Annotated in this window: 11 protein-coding genes; 8 read left to right on the top strand and 3 right to left on the bottom strand. The window is 39.7% G+C overall.

Annotated features, from left to right (window positions below; translation table 11 throughout):
• The first annotated feature begins 214 nt into the window (after nt 1-214).
• The 4 genes from glpT to PARA_RS03825 all read left to right on the top strand — a co-directional run bounded on the left by glpT (nt 215) and on the right by PARA_RS03825 (nt 4,645).
• Nucleotides 215-1,654 carry a glycerol-3-phosphate transporter gene (glpT, locus tag PARA_RS03840; protein ID WP_014064617.1) on the top strand — a complete coding sequence of 480 codons (1,440 nt, stop codon included), beginning with the start codon at nt 215-217 and terminating at the stop codon, nt 1,652-1,654.
• A gap of 94 nt (nt 1,655-1,748) precedes the next feature.
• Entirely contained in the window at nt 1,749-2,660 is a 912-nt protein-coding gene (locus PARA_RS03835; RefSeq protein ID WP_014064616.1) for a YncE family protein, read from the top strand.
• Between the two features lie 17 nt (nt 2,661-2,677).
• Nucleotides 2,678-3,763 (top strand): glycerophosphodiester phosphodiesterase, encoded by a 1,086-nt coding sequence (gene glpQ, locus PARA_RS03830; RefSeq protein WP_014064615.1) that lies wholly within the window; start codon nt 2,678-2,680, stop codon nt 3,761-3,763.
• A gap of 129 nt (nt 3,764-3,892) precedes the next feature.
• Nucleotides 3,893-4,645, top strand: a complete 753-nt coding sequence (locus PARA_RS03825; protein ID WP_014064614.1) for an SIMPL domain-containing protein — start codon at nt 3,893-3,895, stop codon at nt 4,643-4,645.
• A 117-nt stretch (nt 4,646-4,762) separates the two neighbouring features.
• Here PARA_RS03825 and PARA_RS03820 read toward each other — a convergent pair whose 3' ends face one another.
• Both PARA_RS03820 and purL read right to left on the bottom strand, forming a co-directional pair.
• The gene (locus PARA_RS03820) at nt 4,763-5,392 is read right to left on the bottom strand and encodes a YkgB family protein (RefSeq protein WP_005646193.1); all 630 of its coding nucleotides are present in this window, start codon (nt 5,390-5,392) and stop codon (nt 4,763-4,765) included.
• 201 nt (nt 5,393-5,593) lie between these two features.
• On the bottom strand, nt 5,594-9,487 hold the full coding sequence (purL, locus tag PARA_RS03815; protein ID WP_014064613.1) for a phosphoribosylformylglycinamidine synthase: 3,894 nt from the start codon (nt 9,485-9,487) through the stop codon (nt 5,594-5,596).
• A 175-nt stretch (nt 9,488-9,662) separates the two neighbouring features.
• Here purL and PARA_RS03810 point away from each other — a divergent pair, with 175 nt between their 5' ends.
• From PARA_RS03810 to PARA_RS03795, 4 genes are all read left to right on the top strand, one after another.
• The gene (locus PARA_RS03810; RefSeq protein ID WP_014064612.1) at nt 9,663-10,460 is read left to right on the top strand and encodes a class I SAM-dependent methyltransferase; all 798 of its coding nucleotides are present in this window, start codon (nt 9,663-9,665) and stop codon (nt 10,458-10,460) included.
• A 111-nt stretch (nt 10,461-10,571) separates the two neighbouring features.
• Nucleotides 10,572-11,369: a Slam-dependent surface lipoprotein gene (locus PARA_RS03805; protein WP_014064611.1), complete on the top strand. Its 798-nt coding sequence runs from the start codon at nt 10,572-10,574 to the stop codon at nt 11,367-11,369.
• Between the two features lie 234 nt (nt 11,370-11,603).
• On the top strand, nt 11,604-12,551 hold the full coding sequence (locus PARA_RS10190) for a transferrin-binding protein-like solute binding protein (protein ID WP_014064610.1): 948 nt from the start codon (nt 11,604-11,606) through the stop codon (nt 12,549-12,551).
• A gap of 65 nt (nt 12,552-12,616) precedes the next feature.
• Complete coding sequence (locus PARA_RS03795; protein WP_041918311.1) at nt 12,617-14,050, top strand: surface lipoprotein assembly modifier; 1,434 nt, start codon at nt 12,617-12,619, stop codon at nt 14,048-14,050.
• A gap of 108 nt (nt 14,051-14,158) precedes the next feature.
• Here the strand turns inward: PARA_RS03795 and proS are convergent, their stop codons facing one another.
• Nucleotides 14,159-15,874 (bottom strand): proline--tRNA ligase, encoded by a 1,716-nt coding sequence (gene proS, locus PARA_RS03790; RefSeq protein ID WP_014064608.1) that lies wholly within the window; start codon nt 15,872-15,874, stop codon nt 14,159-14,161.
• Nucleotides 15,875-15,883: the final 9 nt, after the last annotated feature.

Raw genomic sequence — 15,883 nt, 5'->3', positions numbered from 1 at the left:
GCGGTTAAATTCACAACATTTTGAGCGAAAAAGAAAGCTATTTTGTGAAGTAGATCACATAATTTTCGTATTCGCTCATTTGTTAAATTTTTTTTTGTGAAATACATCACATTTTTGAATTATTTCTCTTTTTAATTTCTATTTTTATTTTATCATGCACGCTATCCCCATTATCGGGGTGGACTCATAATTAAAATGATTTTGGAGAAAAATTATGTTTGGACCATTTAAACCCGCACCGCATATTGCGGAACTTCCTGCGGAGAAAATTGATTCCACGTATAAACGCTTACGTTGGCAAGTGTTTGCAGGGATCTTCTTTGGTTATGCCGCTTACTATTTTGTACGTGCAAACTTTGACTTAGCACAACCCGGTTTAATTCAACAGGGCTTGTACACAAAAGCGCAACTAGGTGTTATCGGCTCAGCGGCTGGTCTTGCCTACGGTTTATCTAAGTTCGTCATGGCAGGTATGTCTGACCGTTCGAACCCTCGCGTATTCTTACCATTTGGTTTATTGCTTTCTGGTCTTTGTATGACCATGATGGGTTTATTCCCATGGGCAACCTCTGGCGTTGCCATCATGTGGGTAATGATCTTCTTAAATGGTTGGTTCCAAGGTATGGGATGGCCTCCATGTGGTCGTACAATGGTACACTGGTGGTCTAAATCAGAACGCGGTACTATCGTATCTATCTGGAATACCGCGCACAACATCGGTGGTATGATGCCGGGTGCAATGGTGCTATTAGCAAGTGCCGTCTTCTTCAGCACTCATGGTGTCGAAGCGCAAGCAAAAGATATTTGGCAACAATCCCTCTACTATCCGGGTATTGCGGCAATGCTCTGTGCAATTCCAGTTTACTTCGTGATGCGTGATACTCCACAATCTTGTGGTTTACCATCAATCGAAAAATGGCGTAATGACTACCCAGATGACTATAACGAAAAAACTTACGAAAACGATTTAAGTACAAAAGAAATCTTCGTCACTTATGTATTGAAAAACAAATTGTTATGGTACATCGCGATTGCTAACGTATTCGTATACTTAATCCGCTACGGCGTATTGAAATGGTCTCCGGTTTACTTAAGTGAAGTAAAACACTTCAACATCAAAGGTACCGCATGGGCTTACACAATCTATGAATTAGCAGCAGTTCCAGGTACATTATTATGTGGTTGGGTATCAGATAAAGTCTTCAAAGGTAAACGTGGTTTAACCGGTTTCATCTTCATGATCTTAACTACCGCAGCAGTTGTAGCATACTGGATGAACCCAGCTACACCTGAAGCAGAGCTTGCAAACTATGCAGCTTGGTATGAAAACCCATATCAATTAACTGACTTCATCTTAATGACCTTAATCGGTTTCTTAATCTACGGTCCTGTAATGTTAATCGGCTTACACGCTCTTGAGCTTGCACCGAAAAAAGCAGCAGGTACAGCAGCAGGTTTCACCGGTTTATTCGGTTACTTAGGTGGTACTGTGTCAGCTTCAGCTGTTATCGGTTGGGCAGCTCAACACTACGGCTGGGACGGCGGTTTCTACGTCATGATCGGCGGTGGTATCTTAGCGGTGTTATTACTCTTCATCGTAATGGTTGAAGAAGGCAAACATAAAGCTAAATTAGGCGATACCTACGGTAAATAATCTATAAATTAAAGGCGACAGGCGAAGGCTTGCCGCCTTTTTTATTACAAAAAACAACTGAATTTTTAACCGCACTTTAAAAGGAGATAATGTGATGAAATTGAATAAATTAACCATTATGTTAGGCGCGGCAATTATGGCAAATGCAGCATTCGCAAATCAAACTTGTGAAGCGCCCTATCGTTCAGCCCTCCCCGCTTATACTTATAAATTAGACAAAGTACTCGAAGTCAACGGACGTCAAGGGATTACCACTGATGGCAAATATTTATATGTATCGGGCAGTAAAACGCTCGCCAAATACGATATGGATGGAAAACTGATTAAAGAAAATAAAGATCCTTTTGTCGGCTATCAAAAAGAAGCCAATCACATTGGCGACATTGATATCTACAACAATGAACTTTATGTTTCCTCTGAATGGTTTGATGCCGGCGTAGGTAAAAATATTCAAATTGCGATTCACGATCCCGAAACCCTCGCATTAAAAAGATCAGTTGATTTTAATCCTGAGTCAGGTCAAGTCGAAGTTTCTGGCATCACCGTAGATACCGTTCATAATTCCGTTTGGATGGCATCTTGGGTAGGTGAAGAAAGCGGCCGTTATTTATATGAATATGATCTTTCAACCGGTAAATATAAACGTAAAGTGCATTTACAACCTGTTCCACAATGGATTCAAGGGGTTTATGCCTACAACGGTGATCTCTACGTCACATCTGATGATGGTACGGCAGATGAAAAAGAACCCGATCATATTTATCGTGTAGAAATTTCAGATAAAAATAATGAAGCTCCCGTTGTTTTAGAAAAAACATTGAATGACATTCGAGATGTCGGCGAAGTCGAAGGCTTGAATGTGAATCCGAAAACGAAACAACTACTTGTCCATGCAAACCGAGGCAAACAAATTGTGTTAGGGATGCCAAAAGGATTTTATCCAGGATATGACCGTGAAATTAGTGAAATCTATTTTTACGACATGAAACCAAGATGTAATAAGTAAATCAAGGAGAACACACAATGAAACTCAAAACTCTAGCGCTTTCTTTATTAGCTGCAGGCGTACTTTCAGGATGTAGCGCACACTCTTCTGTGGACACTATGAAATCAGACAAAATTATCATTGCTCACCGCGGTGCAAGTGGTTACTTACCAGAGCATACACTTGAGTCTAAAGCGCTTGCATTTGCACAACACGCAGACTACTTAGAACAAGACTTAGCGATGACAAAAGACGGCCGTTTAGTGGTTATCCATGACCACTTCTTAGATGGTTTAACTGACGTCGCACAAAAATTCCCAAATCGTCATCGTAAAGATGGTCGTTATTATGTAATCGACTTCACCTTAAAAGAAATTCAAAGTTTAAATATGACTGAAAACTTTGAAACCAAAGATGGTAAACAAGTTGCAGTATATCCAGGTCGTTTCCCACTTTGGAAATCACACTTCAAAATCCATACTTTTGAAGATGAGTTAGAATTCATCCAAGGTTTAGAAAAATCTACCGGTAAAAAAGTGGGTATCTACCCTGAAATCAAAGCACCTTGGTTCCACCACCAAAATGGCAAAGACATTGCAGTTGAAACCCTTAAAGTGTTGAAAAAATACGGTTACGACAAGAAATCAGACATGGTTTACTTACAAACCTTCGACTTCAATGAGTTAAAACGTATCAAAAACGAATTGCTACCAAAAATGGGCATGGATTTAAAACTTGTTCAATTAGTGGCATACACCGACTGGCATGAAACTGAAGAAAAAGATGCGAAAGGCAAATGGGTGAATTACGATTACGATTGGATGTTCAAACCAGGTGCAATGGCAGAAGTGGTGAAATATGCTGATGGTGTTGGCCCAGGCTGGTACATGTTAGTGGATAAAGAAAAATCTAAACCAGGCAACATCGTGTACACTCCATTAGTGAAAGAACTCGCACAATACAAAGTGGAATTACACCCATACACCGTGCGTAAAGATGCGTTACCTGAATTCTTCACTGACGTAAATCAAATGTACGATGCATTATTGAATAAATCTGGTGCAACGGGTGTATTCACCGACTTCCCAGACACTGGCGTTGAATTTTTGAAAAAACAAAAATAATACGTAAGTAAAACTAATAAAAAGAGCGGTCAAAATTTGTTGTGATTTTTGACCGCTTTTTTAAATCCGGAACTTTTATATAATAGATAACTCTAACAAATTGATTTTATAAAATAAAAAGGAAACTTTATGAAACTAAATCTAAAAAAATACTGGGCCTTACTACCATTAACTATTGCAACACCATTTATGGTTCAAGCAGAAGAACAAGCCCAAAATGATACCAACAAAACCGAGTTCCATTTCAGTACTGATGTGACACGTGAAATAGAACAAGATTTAATGAAAGCCATCCTATCTAGTAGCAAAGAAGGTAAATCGGTTAAAGAATTAAAATCTGAAGTGAACGGAAAACTCAATAAAGTGATGGATTTAATCAAACAATATCCATCTATTGAAGTCCGTAGCGATGGTATTCGTACTTACCCTAATTATTATACGCAGAAAAATGGCAAACGCCTGATTGAACACTGGATTGCTGAAGGGGAATTGGTGCTAAAAAGTAAAGATTTAGAATCAATGGCAAAAGTATTAGAAGGTCTAGAGGATAATATAACTATTGAAGATGTTTCATTTAGCGTGTCTAAAGAAAAATTGGCTTCATTGGAAGATGAAATGACCCTAGAAATCATCCAGCAATTCCAACACAAAGCTGAAATTATTCAAAAAGGGTTAAATGCTAAAAAATACACGCTACAAAATGTTCGATTAAATACGCCAAGCGATAGAGCAAACTTTTCCGACGGTTACTACTTTGCAGGAGAACGAGCATTATCTAAAATTGCACCAAGTTCAGAAGCTAAAAGATCTGAGCCGATGATTCTCATCCCTGGCAAACAAATCATTAAGGCCAGTGCTGACGGTTCAATTCAATTTGAATAAAATTCAATGTTAATAAAAAAACCGACTATTTCTATTCGGTTTTTTATTATTAAGCTTTTATATCTTAATAACAAAAAGACTTGCCATTTATCCCAGCAAGCCTTTTAAATAAAATAATTAAGCAAACTGTTTTTTATTCTCTAAATAACGTTTCGCACATTCTGCTGCAGCAACTAAGCCACCTGCCATCATAATAATATCTTTAATCACGAGTCGGCCAGCACCTGAGAGATATGGGAAGCCATAATTAGGTGTTGGGAAGTCCCCACCTAAATTCGGTACCCAGGTTTCTGGCGTAAATATCAGGAACGACAACGTGACTATCGACATACCAAAGGTGAGTAAGCCTCCGAATAAACCTAATGTTGGAGACCAAATCCCCGCTAATACTAAAATACCAATTGTCACAATGATTGCACCAATAATATAAGAAGCTGTGTAGGTGCCGTTGGCTTTATGCCATTCGATATTTTTTGCAACCATTTTGCCTTCAGGGTTTTTATATAAGGTGTATTCTTTCACTAAAACACCCTTATCATTTGTCACTTCATTCGCACCGTTTTTGTAAAGGAAGCTTAAGAAAGGACTATTTGACACAAAGTGTGCAATACCATCTGCCTCATATTGGCAAACTTTTAAACCTCCAATCCAAACCATCACAACACAAATCGCAATACGGATAAAGTTAATAAATTGGCGTTGCAATGGCGCAACAATATTAGCTAGCAATGTAACTAAACTACTCATTAAGAACTCCTTATATAGTTCAATGGATATAACGGGCATAATGCCCAAGAATTTTCATATAAAATATTTATATAAATTATTAACAATATTACTCTCTAATATTGTTGGCATTTTTTATTACTAAAATTTATGTAATAAAAAAGAGATACCAATTTCTTAGTATCTCTTATTCTGTATTAATTTACTGTGAGTAATCTCACATTATTTGAAATTCACTCTCGCATTTCTAAAAATTCTCATCCATGCACCATCTTCAGACCAATCTTCTGGATACCATGAGTTGCTCACAGCACGGAATACACGCTCAGGGTGAGGCATCATCGCGGCAATACGACCATCCACATTAGAGATTGCAGTAATCCCTAATGCCGAACCATTCGGGTTAGCCGGATAAGTTTCAGTTACATTCAAATGGCTGTCGATATATTGCGCCACAATCAAGTTTTGGGCTTGAAGTGCGGTCAAATTCTCAGGTGTTTTGAATTCTACGCGACCTTCACCGTGAGAAACGGCAATCGGCATATGTGAACCTGCCATGCCTTTAAACCATAATGAGTTGGTGTCGTTGATTTTCACCATCGCAGCACGCGCTTCAAAGCGTTCTGATTTATTACGCACGAAACGTGGCCAGTTTTCTGCACCTGGGATAATTTCCGCAAGGGTGGAGATAAATTGACAGCCGTTACATACCCCTAATGAAAGGGTGTTTTCATTAGCGAAGAATTGGGTAAATTGATCGCGTAATTGTGGGTTAAATAAAATGGATTTCGCCCAGCCACCACCAGCGCCTAATACGTCACCGTAAGAGAAGCCACCACAGGCGACCATCGCATTGAAGTCGTTTAAGTTGTAACGGCCTGCCATTAAATCACTCATGTGAACATCAATCGCCGCAAAGCCTGCTCGATCAAAAGCGGCTGCCATTTCAACGTGGCTGTTTACACCTTGTTCACGTAATACGGCTACTTTTGGTTTCACGCCTTTGCTGATATAAGGCGCAGCAATATCCTCATTCACATCATAAGTTAAGTGAGCAGATAAACCTTTATTGTCTGTTGCTTTTTTCGCTTCAAATTCTTGGTCAGCACATTCTGGGTTATCACGTAAGCGTTGCATTTGGTGAGTGAGCTCTGCCCAAATACCGCGTAATTCAGAGCGTTTTTCGTTTAATAGTTTTTTGCTACCACGCGTGATTTCAAAACGATCTTCTGAGCTTACAGAGCCGAGTTCATAAGTTAAACCAAGCAAGTCATGGGCTTTTAATACCTCACGCACGGCGCTTAATTCACTTTCTGATACTTGAATCACTGCGCCTAATTCTTCATTGAATAACACGGCTAAATCATTATCGCCTAATGCAGAGATATCCACATCTACACCGCAGTTCCCCGCAAATGCCATTTCTGCAAGGGTGGTAATTAAACCACCATCGGAACGGTCGTGGTAAGCCAATAATTTACGCTCTGCCACCAATGCTTGCATTGCATCAAAGAAGTTTTTCAGTTTGGTAACATTCACCACATCGGCTGGTTTGTCACCTAATTGTTTATACACTTGCGCAAGTGCGGTCGCGCCTAAGCGATTTTTTCTTTCGCCTAAATCAATCAACAATAAACGGCTTGCGCCTTTGTCTGTACGTAATTGAGGTGTCACAGTTTTGCGGACATCTTCCACGCGAGCAAAAGATGAAATCACTAAAGAAAGCGGAGCTGTTACTGATTTTTTCTCGCCATTTTCTTCCCAAGTGGTTTTCATCGACATCGAGTCTTTCCCCACTGGAATGGTGATGCCTAACGCAGGGCAAAGCTCTTCACCGACTGCTTTTACGGCTTCATATAAGCCAGCATCTTCACCACCATGACCGGCTGCAGACATCCAGTTTGCAGAAAGTTTAATACGTTTAATATCGCCAATGTTGGTGCCTGCAATATTGGTAATGGATTCAGCTACCGCTAAACGTGCAGAAGCACCAAAGTCTAATAATGCTACAGGTGCGCGTTCGCCCATTGCCATGGCTTCACCGTGATAGCTGTCTAATGAAGCGGTTGTCACAGCCACATCAGACACCGGAATTTGCCACGGACCGACCATTTGATCGCGTGCCACCATACCGGTTACCGAACGGTCACCAATGGAGATTAAGAACGTTTTTTCAGCCACCACCGGTAAGCGTAATACACGATGGAAAGCTTCTTTTAATTGAATATTTTCCGTTGCAAGCGGTCGATTTTCGACAGTTTTTGACGAAACCTCACGCGTCATTTTCGGGGTTTTGCCTAATAACACATTCATTGGCAAATCAATTGGATTATTGTCGAAATGGCTATCGTGCAAGGTTAAATGTTTCTCTTCCGTTGCCTCACCGATGACCGCAAATGGCGCGCGCTCACGTTCACAAAGTGCGGTAAATAATTCGAGTTTTTCTGGCGCAACCGCTAAGACATAACGTTCTTGTGATTCGTTACACCAAATTTCTAATGGCGACATGCCTTTTTCATCGCAAAGGATGGAGCGTAAATCAAATTTACCACCACGTTCGCCATCATGTACTAATTCAGGCATGGCGTTAGACAAACCACCTGCGCCCACATCGTGAATAAAGAGAATTGGGTTTTCTGCGCCTAATTGCCAGCAGCGGTCAATCACTTCTTGGCAACGACGTTCCATTTCTGGGTTTTCACGTTGAACAGAAGCAAAATCTAAATCTTCTTTTGATTTACCGCTATCCATAGATGAAGCCGCACCACCGCCTAAGCCGATGTTCATGGCAGGGCCACCTAATACGATCAATTTCGCGCCAACTGGAATTTCGCCTTTTTGAACGTGTTCGCCACGAATATTACCAATACCACCGGCTAACATAATCGGTTTATGATAACCACGCACTTCTTCACCATTGAAGCTATTAACTTTCTCTTCATAGGTACGGAAATAACCTAATAATGCAGGACGACCAAACTCATTGTTAAATGCTGCACCACCTAATGGGCCTTCAATCATAATATCTAAGGCTGAAGCAATACGGTTTGGTTTGGAAAGTGGGTTTTCCCAAGGTTGCTCAAAGTTTGGAATGACTAAGTTTGATACCGAGAAACCGGTTAAACCTGCTTTAGGTTTTGCACCACGACCTGTTGCACCTTCATCACGAATTTCACCGCCCGAACCGGTTGCTGCGCCAGGGAATGGCGAAATTGCGGTTGGGTGGTTATGGGTTTCCACTTTCATTAAGATATGGGCATCTTCATTGTGATAGCGATATTGCCCATCTTGATCCGCAAAGAAACGGCCAACTTTTGAGCCTTCCATTACCGCAGCATTATCTTTATAGGCTGAAAGCACGAAATCAGGAGTTTTCTCAAAGGTATTTTTTATCATTTTAAACAGGGATTTATCCTGTTTTTTGCCGTCGATAATCCAATCCGCATTAAAGATTTTATGACGGCAGTGCTCAGAGTTGGCTTGCGCGAACATATAAAGTTCAATATCGTGCGGATTGCGCCCTAATTGGGTGAAATTTTCCACCAAATAATCAATTTCATCTTCTGCCAGTGCCAAGCCTAATTCTACGTTGGCTGTCACTAAGGCTTCACGTCCACCTTTCAAAATATCTACTGTTTTGAACGGTTTCGGATCTTGATGACGGAATAAAATCTCTGCATCTTCTGGATGACGCACCACGGTTTCCATCATTCGGTCGTGTAAAAGTGCGGTCAATTTTTCTGTTGTTTTTTCATCAAGCGGTTGGCTTAACTCAAAATAATACGCCAAACCACGCTCAATACGCTCCACTTCACTTAAACCACAGTTATGCGCAATATCCGTCGCTTTAGAAGACCAAGAAGAAATCGTGCCAACGCGTGGAATCACGATAAAGGTTTCACCTTTGGCATCGTGTTCTGCCAAAGTTGGGCCGTAATGTAACAACGCTTTTAGTTTTGCTTCCTGCTCGCTAACAAGCGGTCGATTTAATTCCACAAAATGCAAATATTCCGCATAAACCGATTTCACCGGTAATTGATTTTGTTGGAATTTTTGCATTAAGCCTTGGATACGGAATTCAGAAAGGGCGGGTGAGCCACGAAAAGTTTGAAACATACGGGTACCTTTGAGTTGTGTTTGAGGTAAAAATCGCGGGCTATTATAAAGGAAAAACACCAAAACGAAAACGTTTGCGTCAATCATTTTCAATGATTTTAAGTAAGAGAAAGCATATAATCATCAAGCAAATTCAAAAACAATCCAAAAACTAACCGCACTTTGAGGCGCAACTATGATCATTAATGACATCAATTTCAACGATCTCTACCAACAGCATCTGAAAGCCTGTAATCACTATAATCTTCCACCAACAAAGTGGGATAAAAAAGCACCCAAAATGGCCGAGAATTTAGTGGGTAAACCAAGCCGTTATAACGAGACGTTGCTGAAGGCCATGAATGTGCAACCCAATGAAACGGTGTTAGATATTGGCTGTGGCCCCGGCACGTTTGTGATTCCTTTAGCCCAACAATGCCAAGCTGTGTATGCTCTCGATTACAGCCAAGGGATGTTGAATATGGTGCAGCAATACAAAGAAAAGCACCAACTAAATAATATTACCCTTCTACATAAATCATGGTCCGATAACTGGGATGATGTGCCTCAAGCCGATGTAATACTCGCCTCTCGTTCTACGCTTGTAGATGATTTGGATGACATGATTGAAAAGCTGCAAAGCAAGGCTAAAAAACGCGTCTTTTTAACCTCAGTGACACAACGCCATTTTCTTGATGAAGGCGTATTTGAAGCCATTGGTCGTGATGATGTGGGCTTCCCAACTTATATTTATTTAGTCAATCGTCTTTACCAAAAAGGCATTCTCGCAAATGTAAGTTTTATTGAAACTGAATCTGGTCATTTCCAAGGTGAAACCTTTGAGGATTTATTAAATTCTGTGGAGTTTTCTCTCGGTAATCTCACCGAAAAAGAAAAACAAGATTTAGCCCAATTCTATCAACAAAAACAAATAAATAATGAACCGATAAAGCACGGACAACGCAAATGGGCGTTGATTTGGTGGGAGGTTTAATACAACAAAATATTTAACCTTAAACTTTATAGACAGGCTAAAACTGAAATGATAGTCTCTCTGATAATTTTAAGGGTATTTTCGTCTATTTTTTAAATAAGGAATATTATTATGCTCTCTTTCAATCATGTTTTTAAATTTGGTGCCACTGCATTAGCCGCTTTCGTATTATCTGCTTGTGGTAGCAGCGGTGGTGGCGGTGATAATCAAGATAGTTCACCCGTAAATAACAATGAATTAAATCAATCAAATACTCTTGTTAATAACAATGTAGTTCAACAACAAGCCAATAAAAAAACAGGTACTGCATTTATTGATGATAATGGTTCCTTTCGTCGTGCACCAATCAATGGCTATAATACAACGAGTATCAATGTTGAGGGAATCAATCTAGAAATTGGATTTCCAGACATTTTAGCGGGGGGGTGGGCTAAGACTACTGCCAATGACCGACGCATAGATGTATGCTGTGGACGTTATTCTGATATTCGTTTCGGTATTAACGATAGCTTAGATGACAATGGCAAATTTTATTTATTCTATAATGGTAACCCAACTCTTAATATGCCAACAAGCGGTAGCGCTTCTTATTCTGGTCAATCTATCCTTGCAATAGATATCACTGAATCGGATGAGGACGACTACCATATTGGTAACTCTCAATTTAGTGTTGATTTTGGTAATAAATCATTAAGTGGTTCATTAGGGATCAACGACATTCAATATGTAAATATTAATGCATCTATTTCAGGGAACAGTTTTAACGGGTATGCAAAAACCTCTTTATTACCATCATCAGTAGCAAATGTAGAGGGTAAATTTTATGGAGAACAAGCAAAACAACTTGCTGGCTTAGCAGAGGCTAATGATAACAGTTGGGCTGCTGCATTCGGTGCTCAAAAACAATAATTAGTGTTATTTTAGGTATAGTAAAGCAAGCCTTAGGCTTGCTTTATTTCTCTTTTGACATAAATAATAAACTTACAAAAGTATAATATAAACACTGTAATTTATTTTCAAATTAAAATACTTAATCTTATAAAATCAACTAGCTTTATAGACAAACTGAAGTTGAAATGGTAGGCTTTACGAGATACTTTTCAAAGGTATTTTACTTCTACTTTTTAAATAAGGAATATTAGTATGTCTTCTTTAAATCATATTTTTAAATTTGGTACAACAGCATTAGCTGCTTTAGTATTATCTGCGTGTGGTAGCAGCGGCGGTGGTAGTGATGACTCAAATGTTTCAGTTCCAACCAATAAAACTGAGCAAACTCAGCCAAGCACTACTGTCAATAATACGACTCAGCAACCAAGTACTACTGCCAATAATACGACTCAGCAATCAAGTACTACTACGTCTACAAATAATCAGACAACACCAAGCCAATCTACTCCAGCTGAAAATGTAGCTCAACCATCAACCCCTAATACTCAAAGTGGTAATACTAATCGAGCACTCACAGATAAACATGTTGGTTTCATCATACCTAAAAAAGGCGGAACTATTCAAACCGCATCCATTTCTGGCAATCCAAATCTTTATGTGCTAGATGTTGAAGGTAAAAGTATTAATATAATTCCTGCCGGGATGGGGGGTGGAAAGGTTCTCAAAATCACGGCCAACAATATTACCCGCATAGTTAACGGTTCATTATATAAAAATGTACGTTGGGGATTAATTACAGAGGATGGCTTAAATAATTATTACTTAGTCTCTTACGGTATCAATCCTACAACCAACATGCCAACTAGCGGTAGCGCTACCTATGTAGGACAAGGTGTACACGGTTATGCAGATAGTGGTTCAGCTATTGATACGTATCGCTTAAGTAACGCAAAATTTAATGTAAATTTTGCTGATAAATCATTTGAAGGCTCTATTACTCCAGATGATGGAAAAGCATTTGGCAATATCAACGCGGTTAAACTTTCTGCGAAAATTGATGGTAACCAATTTAACGGTAAAACTGCTGAAGGTACAGAAGCTGTCGGTCGTTTCTACGGAAATAACGCTAGTGAGTTAGCTGGTAGCTATGTAAATGAAAAAGCCTCTTACCTTGGGGTATTCGGCGCTCAAAAACAATAATTAGTTTTAATCCTGACATAATAAAGCAAGCCTAGTGCTTGCTTTATTTCTCTTTCGATAAAAAAATGAAATTTACAAAAACTTTTTTATATACAGTATTAAGCATAACATGTGCTCAGTGGGCAAATGCCGAGGTAGCACAATCTAAAAATGACACATTAGACAAAAATATTCAGGTTGCAGCGCCAAAGCTTCAAGCACCTGCGATCCAGCCGAAGACAAATAATGAAGGCTCAGTCTCAATGACTAAAGAAGAGCTAGCTCGTCATCCTGATTTAATCGTACGTGGGATGATTCCTTCTGTATTACAAAATAACGAAGAAGCAGTTTCACTTCTGTTGCCTTTATATCGAGAACTTCCAGAAAAAGATCCTGTGTTATTGAGCTGGGCTGAAGCTATTGATGCGCGTCATAAAGGCAACTATAGTGAAGCTGCACAACGCTATCGTACGCTATTCACCCAACATTCTGATAGCCTTCCATTACGTTATCAGCTTGCTCAAGCACTCTTTTTAAATAATGATAACGAAGCAGCAAAAGATCAGTTCCAAAAATTACGTGCGGAGCAAATGACGCCTGAAATGACTGCCGTTATTGATCAATATTTATCTGCATTAAATCAACGCGATCAATGGAAATTTTATGGTGGTGTAAGTTACCTCAATGAAAGCAATATCAACAATGCACCCAAAGCAGGTACTCATATTGGTAACTGGAAAGCTTGGAGTAAAGAAAGTGCACAAGGGCTTTCTTATTCATTAGGTGTTGAGAAAAAATGGTCTCTTGCACATAACTTTTTCACCAAATTAGGCTTAGATGGAAATGGTAAATACTACTGGAATAACAAAAAATATAACGAATTAAATGCGCGCTTAGGTTGGGGATTAGGTTATCAAACTTCCCATTTAGAATTGGCTTTAACACCATTTACCGAAAAACGTTGGTATAGTGGTGGCTCAAACGGTAGCGATGCACTCAAACAATACTCTAAAAACTCTGGCGTACGTTTTGATATTAGCTACTGGCTTAATCCTCGTTGGCAAATTTCATCTGCTTTGGAATATGGCGAACAACGCTATGATTGGCGAAAACATTTAAACGGCAACAATTATTTATTTTCCAACACATTACTCTATGTTCCGAAAAGCGGACAACATTGGTTTGCTGGGGTAGATTATTCTCGTGAAAATACTCGAGACAAAGATAACGCCTACCAACGAGCAGGTGTACGCCTTGGTTGGGGACAAGAATGGCCATGGGGAATATCAAGCCGAGTCACGCTTTCATATGCTAAACGTCATTATCAAGCGGCTGATTTCTTTAACATCCGTCAGAATAATAGAGAATATGCTTCAACGTTAACATTATGGCATCGCGATCTCTATTTCTGGGGGATTACGCCTAAAATTACATGGTCCTACCAAAAAGTAAAAAGTAATCATCCTTTCTATGGTTACGATAAAAATCGTGTATTCTTAGAAATGAGTAAAACATTTTAACCACAAAAAACGGTTGCTGAGACAAACTCAACAACCGTTTTGTTTATTATAAATTAAATACATCCTTGGCATAGCCATTAAAGCTATGCCATGAATTTTAACTTTCGATTAAGCTTTAATTTGCCCTTTCAAGAAATCTAACAACTGATCTTTTGCAATCATTTGTTTTTCACCCGTGCGGCGATTTTTATATTCGATTTCGCCGTTTGCGAGATTTTTCTCACCAATCACCACCATGTGTGGTACACCGATAAGTTCCATATCTGCAAACATCACACCTGGGCGTTCTTTACGGTCATCAAAGATAACTTCTACACCTTGTGCTTGTAAAGTGCGGTACAATTCTTCGGCATATTCTTGAACGCTTTCAGATTTGTGCATATTCATTGGCACGACGGCTACGGTGAATGGCGCAATTTCATCTGTTGGCCACACAATACCGCGCTCATCAAAATGCTGTTCAATCGCCGCAGCCACCACACGTGTTACTCCGATACCGTAACATCCCATGGTTACGACCATTGGACGACCATCTTCACCTTGAACAGTCGCATTCATCGCTTCTGAGTATTTTTTACCTAATTGGAAGATATGCCCCACTTCGATACCACGTTTAATCAATAAGGTACCTTTACCATCTGGGCTCGGATCACCTTCAACCACGTTACGAATATCCGCCACTTTTGGTAACGCTACATCACGTTCCCAGTTGATATTGAAGTAATGTTTACCATCAATGTTTGCACCTGCACTGAAATCAGACACTAATGCCACTGAACGGTCAATAATCACTGGAATATTGAGATTAACAGGGCCTAATGAACCCACACCGGCACCAATTTTTGCTTTGATAACAGCTTCATCTGCAAACTCAAATGGTGAAGCCACTTCAGGTAATTTTTCTGCTTTGATTTCGTTTAATTCATGGTCACCACGAATGACTAATGCCACTAACGGTTGCTCTTCGCTTGCCCCTTTTACAATTAAGGTTTTAACCGTTTTCTCAATTGGCAAATTGAATTGTTCCACCAACTCAGCAATTGTTTTGGCATTTGGCGTATCAACTAATTCCATCGCTTTCGTTGGTGCTGCGCGCTCACCAATTGCCACCGCTTCCGCTAATTCGATGTTTGCAGCATAGTCAGATTCAGTAGAGAAAATCACATCATCTTCACCGCTGTTTGCTAACACTTGGAATTCATGTGAGGCGCTCCCTCCGATAGAACCGGTATCCGCTTGTACTGCACGGAAATCTAAACCTAAGCGATTGAAAATATTGCTATACGTTTGGTACATTACATCATAAGTTTGTTGCAAACTCGCATGATCTGCATGGAAAGAATAGGCATCTTTCATGATAAATTCACGTGAACGCATGACACCAAAACGAGGACGCACTTCATCACGGAATTTAGTTTGAATTTGGTATAAATTGATTGGAAGTTGTCTGTATGATGACACTTCGCGGCGAACTAAATCCGTAATCACTTCTTCGTGTGTTGGACCTAAAACAAAGTGACGATTACCACGATCTTCAAAACGAAGTAATTCGGGGCCATATTGTTCCCAACGACCTGACTCTTCCCATAATTCTGCTGGTTGCACGACTGGCATTTTGATTTCAAGTGCGCCGCTTTTATCCATTTCTTCACGGATGATTTTTTCTACTTTACGGAGCACACGCCAGCCAGTTGGCATCCAGTTATAGAGACCTGAAGCAAGAGGACGAATCATCCCCGCACGAAGCATTAATTGATGGCTCACAATAGCCGCTTCAGCTGGGGTTTCTTTTAATGTTGAGAATAAATATTGACTTGTACGCATTGAATTAAC

Origin of the sequence: Haemophilus parainfluenzae T3T1 (genome assembly GCF_000210895.1) — a bacterium.
GTDB lineage: Bacteria > Pseudomonadota > Gammaproteobacteria > Enterobacterales > Pasteurellaceae > Haemophilus_D > Haemophilus_D parainfluenzae_A.
Note: the sequence above shows the minus strand (reverse complement) of the source record. Positions and strands in the feature narration are given on the sequence as shown.

Excerpts from the sequence above, each read along its gene's own strand:
- glpT (WP_014064617.1), top strand. The coding sequence starts at position 215 with ATGTTTGGACCATTTAAACCCGCACCGCATATTGCGGAACTTCCTGCG.
- PARA_RS03835 (WP_014064616.1), top strand. The coding sequence starts at position 1,749 with ATGAAATTGAATAAATTAACCATTATGTTAGGCGCGGCAATTATGGCA.
- glpQ (WP_014064615.1), top strand. The coding sequence starts at position 2,678 with ATGAAACTCAAAACTCTAGCGCTTTCTTTATTAGCTGCAGGCGTACTT.
- PARA_RS03825 (WP_014064614.1), top strand. The coding sequence starts at position 3,893 with ATGAAACTAAATCTAAAAAAATACTGGGCCTTACTACCATTAACTATT.
- PARA_RS03820 (WP_005646193.1), bottom strand. The coding sequence starts at position 5,392 with ATGAGTAGTTTAGTTACATTGCTAGCTAATATTGTTGCGCCATTGCAA.
- purL (WP_014064613.1), bottom strand. The coding sequence starts at position 9,487 with ATGTTTCAAACTTTTCGTGGCTCACCCGCCCTTTCTGAATTCCGTATC.
- PARA_RS03810 (WP_014064612.1), top strand. The coding sequence starts at position 9,663 with ATGATCATTAATGACATCAATTTCAACGATCTCTACCAACAGCATCTG.
- PARA_RS03805 (WP_014064611.1), top strand. The coding sequence starts at position 10,572 with ATGCTCTCTTTCAATCATGTTTTTAAATTTGGTGCCACTGCATTAGCC.
- PARA_RS10190 (WP_014064610.1), top strand. The coding sequence starts at position 11,604 with ATGTCTTCTTTAAATCATATTTTTAAATTTGGTACAACAGCATTAGCT.
- PARA_RS03795 (WP_041918311.1), top strand. The coding sequence starts at position 12,617 with ATGAAATTTACAAAAACTTTTTTATATACAGTATTAAGCATAACATGT.
- proS (WP_014064608.1), bottom strand. The coding sequence starts at position 15,874 with ATGCGTACAAGTCAATATTTATTCTCAACATTAAAAGAAACCCCAGCT.